Below are 7,164 nucleotides of genomic sequence, written 5' to 3'. Positions count from 1 at the left end.
AGACCGCCCATGTGCTGCGGCCGTCACCATCATTGGCGCCACCAAACCCAAACGGGTCAAGCGGTCACCAAAGCCCTAAGTTACCGGTATTGAGGTTAGGACCCATAAGTTGAACCCGGCGCCCATCCGACGCGAGAGCCGGGCTATCGGCCTGCCCCAGTCCGAAGGGACCGTATCGCCCAAACGCGGAGTCCCCGTCAGCAAACTGACGAGGACTCATGAACGATCGATGCTAGGGGCAGCTGTTGGCCCAGATGTGCGAGCTGATCTTGTCGTTCGCGTGCTCGCCGGTGTTGAACACCTCATAGCCGAGGTCGAGATTGCCCCAGGAGTCGCCGACGCTGATGCACATGTTGGGGCCGCTGTACACGTAGTCCCGGTACAGCCGCACGTCGTCGAACGTGGCCACGTATCCGTTGTTCCACACGGACGTGGTCTTGTTGTCCATGTCGGGACAGTCGCTGATGTTCCGGTAGTCCTGCTGGTTGCCGGGCATACCGCACCAGGTACCGGTGAAGTTGAGGTCTACGTAGACATAGACCCTGCCATCGGGCGCGGCTGCCACACGCTGTTGCGACGGCTGCGGTGCCGCCGCCCCTATCGTGGATCCGACGGTGACTCCCTGGGAGAAACCGTCCGGACCGGAGGCCCGGTCGTCCGCGACGCTCGAAGGGGCCGTGGCGACCACCAAGCCGATGGCCGATATGGCCAGCAGTGCATTCCGTAATGCTCTCATTTCACTCCTTGATGGGTTCGTCTCCAGGATCATTTTCGATGATTCTCCTGGAATTGCTTCCGTTCTGCCCGCTACTCCTCGGCGACGATCCGGGCAGCACGGGGCAGCGACTCGGATTCCATCGTGCGCCTTGTCTTGAATTCCGAGGAATATTCTCTTTCGATCGCCACCTTGTACTGCTGGTCAAGGCGACGCGCGAGGGCGCCCAAGCCGCTTTCGGCCGCGCACCTTGCCTCGGAGATCGCCGTCCGCACTTCCTCCGTCCGGCCTCCTCGCTTGTCGGCCCTTCGCAGCGCCGCGCTGCGCGCCTCTTCCGGTATGGAGTAGATGTAACCGTGCTCGCGCATGCATGATGCCCAGGGCCGAGTGGCTTCCTTGAAGCGCCTGTCCTTGAGAACGCGGCCGGTCCGAAGACTTCCGAGGCTGTCGGTAACCTTTTTGACCCTGTACCACGTCCGAAGGTCACCGTAGAGGGCAGACTCGGCCTCCGACACGCAACCCCGGTCACTCCTGCGCAGCACCCCGCCCGTCGGCATCCGCGCCTCCAGCCCGACCGGCTCCGCCCCGTTGAGGGCGGTCAGGGCTGCCGCTCGTTTCTCGGCCGAGAGTTTCGCGAAATAGCGTTGATTGGGATCACTTTGCTTCAAGCGGCCGATGCTTTCAAAAATGTCACTTCCGTAGCCGTGGCGGCGCGCCCATTGCTCGTCGGTGAGGACGTAGGGAAATTCGATGACGTCGGGAAGCGTGCTTTTGTCAGGCGTGGGCCATGTCTTGAAGCCGTACCGATCCATGCACCTCTGGATCAGCAGTTGTTCCGCTTTGTGGAGTTTTCCTTGATCGGCGGTGGAAATCTCCCGAGTGGCGCTTCCCGCAACCGCCGCAGGTGCTGCGCTATTGCCGGAACAACCTGAGCACCAGAGGCAGACGGACATGATCGCCAAGAGCAAAGGGAAACTCTTCCGCCCGCGGTCCTGCGTTCGCATGTGCCTGCCCTTTCGGAAGCTCGGCCGACCGGCCGATTGCCGCTCCAGGCTGCAACAGCGCACACGGACCGCACCACAGATTGAAGCCAGGCCTTAAACGGAATCCGTCCGGTGGACGGGGGCTCGCACTTGGACGGGGGCTTGGACGTGGACCAGGGCGTGGGCCGGTGCGTGGACCGGGACCTGAGAAGCGCCGCCGAGGAGAGCCAGCCCGGCGGAGGTGGCGATGTGCAGGACGTACTTGCGGCGCCGCACGCTCAGTAGCAGGCCGGCCCGGCGCAGCACCGCGGTGTGCTGGCTCACGGCCGACCCGGAGACGCCCAACCGTTTCGCGAGTTCACCGGTGGTACGGCCAGAGACGACGTCCTCCAGAATGGCGGCCCGGGTACGCCCCATCAGATCGCCGAGACTCCCGTCGGCGGACGCGGCGCCGGTCTTCTGGGACCAGCCGAGAAGGTGCTGAATCGGATAGGCGAGAACGGGCGTCCGGCCAGGAGAAGGTGTAGCAAGCATGACCGGTCTGCGAGAGCAGAAGAAGGACGGCTGAAGCAGCAGCCCTCGCCCATCGAGCCGCAGGTCACGGTCGACCGGGTACTCGATCTCCAGTACGGGCGGTCGCCAACGCATGATGGGCTCGAAACTTTTCAGCAGTCCCTCGACGCCACCTGCCAGTGCCGCCCGGCCGCGCAGGGCGCAGTCCGCGCTCACCTGCGCGCACAAGTGCGGCCAGAACTCGGCTAGCGCTCGCCGGTAGTAGCCGTGCAGGGCAGTGCCCAAGCGGTGCAATGCGTCGGACTTCCCCTGCGCCAATACCCGTAGTTCCGTCGCCGGCGGCTGCCGTAGGGCGGGCGAGGCGGCGAGCGTCGCCAGGTCGACACGCAGGGTGGACCGTGGCGTGCGAAGCACGGTCTCGACCGCGCTCCCGATGTCGGTGTAACCACCGGAGTCGGGCGTGAGGAAGTCCGGCGAGTAGCCCCTGGGCGGTAGGAGAGCGGTGAGCAGCCTGCGGCCTTCCGGCGCCAGGCGCGGACGGACCCGGCGACGCCACTGGCCGAACACCAGAGGATCGCCCCTGCTCATCAGCATCTGATAGCTGTTGGCGACTTCCCACAAGGGGTCAGGGCTGTCTGCGATACGCAGACGGGCGACGTCCCTGGCAGTGAAGTGCACACGCATCATCGGGGTCTCCGAACGCGGTTGGCATTCCTGTGGGGGTTACGCCACCGACAGTGACCAGAGTGGGCTGCGTGGACAAGACGGTAACCGGCCGCTGTGAATCGCCTGCTTGTTCGGATGGCTGACCTTCACCACCACACAGCCCGGCGACGGTCGGTCAGTCTCGCATGAGGCGACCCCGGTGGCGTGGACACTCTGACAATGGATCTTGCAGATCCGAGGAAGGGTGTCCTGGTGGGACGGAAGTCTCCGTATCCGGCGGAGTTCAGGAACGATGCCGTCGCGCTGTACCGCGCGGCGGGTGGGAAGCGCACGTATGCGGCGGTGGCGGCGGACGTCGGGGTGACCGGCGAGACACTGCGCAGTTGGGTGCGCCAGGCCGACGAGCACGCGGGCGGGGACCAGGGCCGCGACGAGCCGGTCGCCGAGGGCAGGGATGAAGAACTGGCGAGGCTGCGGGCGGAGAACGGCCGGCTGCGCAAAGCGGAGAAGGAGTGGGAACTTGAACGGGAGATTCTGCGCCGGGCGGCCCAATATTTTGCGAAGGAGATGAGGGCATGACCCCGCTGGGGCTTCATCTCCGACAACCGGGGCGACTTCGGCGTGCAGCGGATATGCCGGGTGCTTCAGGTCTCGCGCTCGGGCTTCTATCGGTGGATCGCCAGCGCGCAGGCCCGGCAGATGCGGCAGGCCGACGACGATGCCCTGACCGCGGAAATCCGCGAGATCCACACCGCCCACAAGGGAACGTACGGAGTGCGGCCTGTCCATGCTGAGCTGCGGGGCTTCGGACACACGGTGAACCGCAAGCGCGTCGAGCGGCTCATGCGTAAGCACGGCCTGGAGGGCCTCCATCTGCGGCGCCGTAAACGCACCACGGTCCCGGACCGCCTCGCACCGCCTGTCCCGGACCTCGTCCGACGTGACTTCTCCGCCGGGCGGCTGGACGAGAAGTGGTGCGGTGACATCACGTATGTGCAGGTCGGCGGGTCGTGGCTGTATCTCGCCTGCGTCCTGGACGTCTGCTCACGCCGGGTGCTCGGCTACTCGATGGCCACCCATATGCGGGCCGAGCTGGTCATCGACGCCCTCAAGATGGCGGTGGCGGCCCGCGGCGGCAACGTGGACGGCGTGATCTTTCATGCGGACAGAGGCTCGCAGGACACCGCTGCCGCGTTGGCACAGGTCTGCGGCGGTTTCGGGATCCGCAGGAGTATGGGCCGGGTCGGCTCGAGTTACGACAACGCCCTCGCAGAGTCGTTCTGGCAGGGGCTCAAGAGGGAGACGATGCACCAAAGGCTGTTCTCGACGGTGCGTCACGCGAGGCTGGAAATCTTCCAGTGGCTGACCTACTACAACGCCCGCAGGCGCCACAGTGCCCCCAACTACCTCTCACCCATGGAGTTCGAACAGCAGCATCTGCGAGCGGCTAAGAGGTCGTTTTCATCTACATACCGCCGAAAAGCCCCCGTCCCACGCTTGCTGCGGCCCGGTCGCGCTGCGGCCTGTGCTCGGGGGCCGCGGCCGGGACATGGTGTGCCGCACCGCGGCGAGAGACGTCATGGGACCCCCCGTGAGTCGGACATCCGGCGCCCCGGATCGGTGACGCCGTATGCATGACCTATGAGCCCGCTGTGAGGTTGCCCTGCCTTTCCGCCGACAACGCGAACGCCGGCAACACCACCGCGCGACAGCGCCGACACCGACGCCCGACCCCCACGGCCGACAACCCGAACCGGCCCCGCTCCCGAAGCTGATGGCCCTGGAGAAGGCCGGCCTGCTCGGCAGGACCGAGGGGCGCCACGGCGCCGAAGGCCCGCTCGCCCTGCACGAGCCCGAGGACCTCCACGCCCTCGACTATCTGAACGAGTACGGAGAGTTCCACGCCAGTTCCGCATCCTGGAGGGGCCACGACATGGCCCCTCCGAGGGACCCGGACGCCGTCCTCGCTCTGACAGACGGTGAGGCAGATGACAGGGAACATGCGGACTCCGGAACGAAGGCGCGTGGGTGGGTAGAACCTGCCACTTCGGTACCTCGATCAGGCGTCGGCGAGCAGCCCGCGCTTACGGGCCACCCGGGCGGCGGCCTCACAACGCTCGGGTGGCCGTTGCCGACTCCTGTGGTACCCCGGATGGTTACAGGAGCCGCTCGGCGCGGGGCACCGCAGTAGCGACCGTGCCTACGGCCGAGGTATCCAGCGACAGCACGGCCACGACACGCTGTAGATCCTCGACGAACTGGGGCGGGTGGTAGGGGGTCAGCACCACACCCGTCCCGGTAGCTAGCTGGATGGTCCGCGGCGCCGGCCCTCCGTAGCGTTCCGGCCATGGAGATCACAAAGAGTGCGCGGTGGGGCCGGTCCGGACGGTGGCGTGCGGGGCTGGCCGTGGCCGGGGCCGCCGCAATCGGGACCGCTTCGCTTCTCGGGCCGGGCACCACGGCCGAGGCCATGGGCGCCGGCGGCAGGGACGCGCGGTCGCGGCTGCAGCGGGACGCGGACGCGGTACGGGACACGGGAGCCACCGGGCTGACGGTGCTCGCCCGGGACGCGGCCGGGCGCGAGACGCGGGCCCGGTCCGGCACCGCGAGCCTGAAGGACGGGGGCCGGGTGCCCTTCGACGCCTACTACCGCATCGGCAGCGACACCAAGACCTTCACGGCCGTGGCCGCGCTCCAACTCATCGGCGAGGGGACGCTGAGCCTGGACGACACCGTTGAGCAGTGGCTGCCCGGGGTGGTCGTTGGCAACGGTAACGACGGCAGCCGCATCACCCTGCGCAACCTGCTCCAGCACACCAGCGGCCTGGCCAATTACACGGACATCGTCTTCGAGGACCCGACGGAGCTGACGCCCGAGCGCTTCCACGCACAGCGGTTCCGCTCGCAGACCCCCGAGGAGCAGGTCGCTGTGGCGATGGAGCACGCCCCCGGCTGGCTGCCGGACGCGGACGATCCGGGCGCCGAGACGCAGTGGGCGTACTCCAACACCAACTACGTGCTGCTCGGGATGGTCATCGAGAAGGCCACTGGCAACCCCTGGGCGCAGGAGGTGCATGACCGGATCATCGAGCCGCTGGGGCTGCGCCGCACGCTGATACCGGGGACCTCGCCGTACGTGCCGATGCCGACGGCCGCCGGGTACACGCAGTTCCCCGGCCGGGACGACCTCACCGACACCACGCTGGCCGTGGGCGGCGGCGCGGACGGCGGCATCATCAGCACCACCCGCGACATGAACATCTTCCTGCGCGCCCTGATGGGCGGCCGGCTGCTGCCGCGGGAGCAGTTGGAGCAGATGCGCACCACCGTCCCGGCGCCCGGCTACGCCACCGACGGCAGGACCCGCTACGGGCTCGGCCTCGCCTGGCGCCCGGCCGAGGGCTGCGGGGGCGGGATCTGGTACCACGGCGGCACGTCCTTCGGCACCGCCTCCGAGACCGCCGTCACGCCCGACGGCCGGGTGTCGGCCGCGGCCACTGTCTTCACCACGCGCTTCGGTGACGAGAAGCGCTTCCTCGATCAGGCGGAGGCCGCGGTCTACCTGCTGGACCGGGCGGTGTGCGGCGTCCGGAAGCGCGGGTGACCAGGGCGCATACTGGCAGAAGACACCGTTTGATTTCTTCGCTAGGAGTCGGGCCGGCGCTGGTGGCGAGGTCGTCCAGCCGCAGCACACGCGGCAGCGTCATCTGTTGCGACAGGAGTTGCGCTGGAGGTTGCGGCAAGGGTTGCGCGGGCCTTGGTGATCGTTGAACGTTTGTGCTGTTCCAGCTCTCCCCCGAGCTGCCCGCCGCCGTCCTCGCCCGCACCCTCGGCATCGACATCACCGTCGCCGTCACATGGCAGCGAGCCGCCGTCGGCGACTGGGGCGCCTGCGCCGCCGACATCGCCACCCGCATCGTGAAGGAGCACCCGTGAACCGTCACCACCGCGCCCCGACCCCCACTCCACGACTCGCCTTCCGGCAGATGACCCCGGACGACCTCGACGATATGGCCGCACTCCTCGGCGACCCGAACGTGATGCGCCACTACACCCGCCCCAAGACCCGGGAGGAGGCACTGGCCTGGATCGATTGGAACCAGCGCCTATACCGGCAAGAAGGGCACGGACTCTGGCTGGTCACCCTGCGGACCACCAGCGAATTCGTCGGCGACTGCGGCCTGACCCCCTAAGAGATCATCTCATTTGGCTAGCTAGACTTGTGGCATGTCGAAGATCGTTGAGCGGCTGGTGCCGGACGAGCTGTGGGAGCTGTTCCAGCGAGTG

6 protein-coding genes and 1 pseudogene are annotated in these 7,164 nt (G+C 67.4%); 4 read left to right on the top strand and 3 right to left on the bottom strand.

Annotation, left to right across the window (positions count from 1 at the left end; genetic code table 11):
- Positions 1–232 precede the first annotated feature (232 nt).
- From ACFYXC_RS41635 to ACFYXC_RS41625, 3 genes are all read right to left on the bottom strand, one after another.
- Positions 233–736: a peptidase inhibitor family I36 protein gene (locus ACFYXC_RS41635; protein ID WP_389558347.1), complete on the bottom strand. Its 504-nt coding sequence runs from the start codon at positions 734–736 to the stop codon at positions 233–235.
- Between the two features lie 71 nt (positions 737–807).
- The gene (locus ACFYXC_RS41630; RefSeq protein WP_389558345.1) at positions 808–1,677 is read right to left on the bottom strand and encodes a hypothetical protein; all 870 of its coding nucleotides are present in this window, start codon (positions 1,675–1,677) and stop codon (positions 808–810) included.
- A 135-nt stretch (positions 1,678–1,812) separates the two neighbouring features.
- Positions 1,813–2,898, bottom strand: a complete 1,086-nt coding sequence (locus ACFYXC_RS41625) for an ArsR/SmtB family transcription factor (RefSeq protein WP_389558344.1) — start codon at positions 2,896–2,898, stop codon at positions 1,813–1,815.
- A 231-nt stretch (positions 2,899–3,129) separates the two neighbouring features.
- Here ACFYXC_RS41625 and ACFYXC_RS41620 point away from each other — a divergent pair.
- The 4 genes and pseudogenes from ACFYXC_RS41620 to ACFYXC_RS41605 all read left to right on the top strand — a co-directional run.
- Positions 3,130–4,344 (top strand): annotated as a pseudogene (locus ACFYXC_RS41620) (IS3 family transposase); the annotation flags it as partial.
- 880 nt (positions 4,345–5,224) lie between these two features.
- A complete protein-coding gene (locus ACFYXC_RS41615; protein ID WP_389558342.1) occupies positions 5,225–6,481 on the top strand; it encodes a serine hydrolase domain-containing protein in 1,257 nt (418 codons plus the stop codon).
- 173 nt (positions 6,482–6,654) lie between these two features.
- Complete coding sequence (locus ACFYXC_RS41610) at positions 6,655–6,813, top strand: hypothetical protein (RefSeq protein WP_389558340.1); 159 nt, start codon at positions 6,655–6,657, stop codon at positions 6,811–6,813.
- Complete coding sequence (locus ACFYXC_RS41605) at positions 6,810–7,070, top strand: GNAT family N-acetyltransferase (protein ID WP_389558338.1); 261 nt, start codon at positions 6,810–6,812, stop codon at positions 7,068–7,070. Before ACFYXC_RS41610 ends, ACFYXC_RS41605 begins: the two co-directional genes overlap by 4 nt.
- Positions 7,071–7,164 lie beyond the last annotated feature (94 nt).

The organism is Streptomyces sp. NPDC002701 (genome assembly GCF_042889045.1).
In the GTDB taxonomy this organism is placed as follows: Bacteria; Actinomycetota; Actinomycetes; order Streptomycetales; family Streptomycetaceae; genus Streptomyces.
This window is presented reverse-complemented; position numbering and strand designations above follow the sequence as displayed.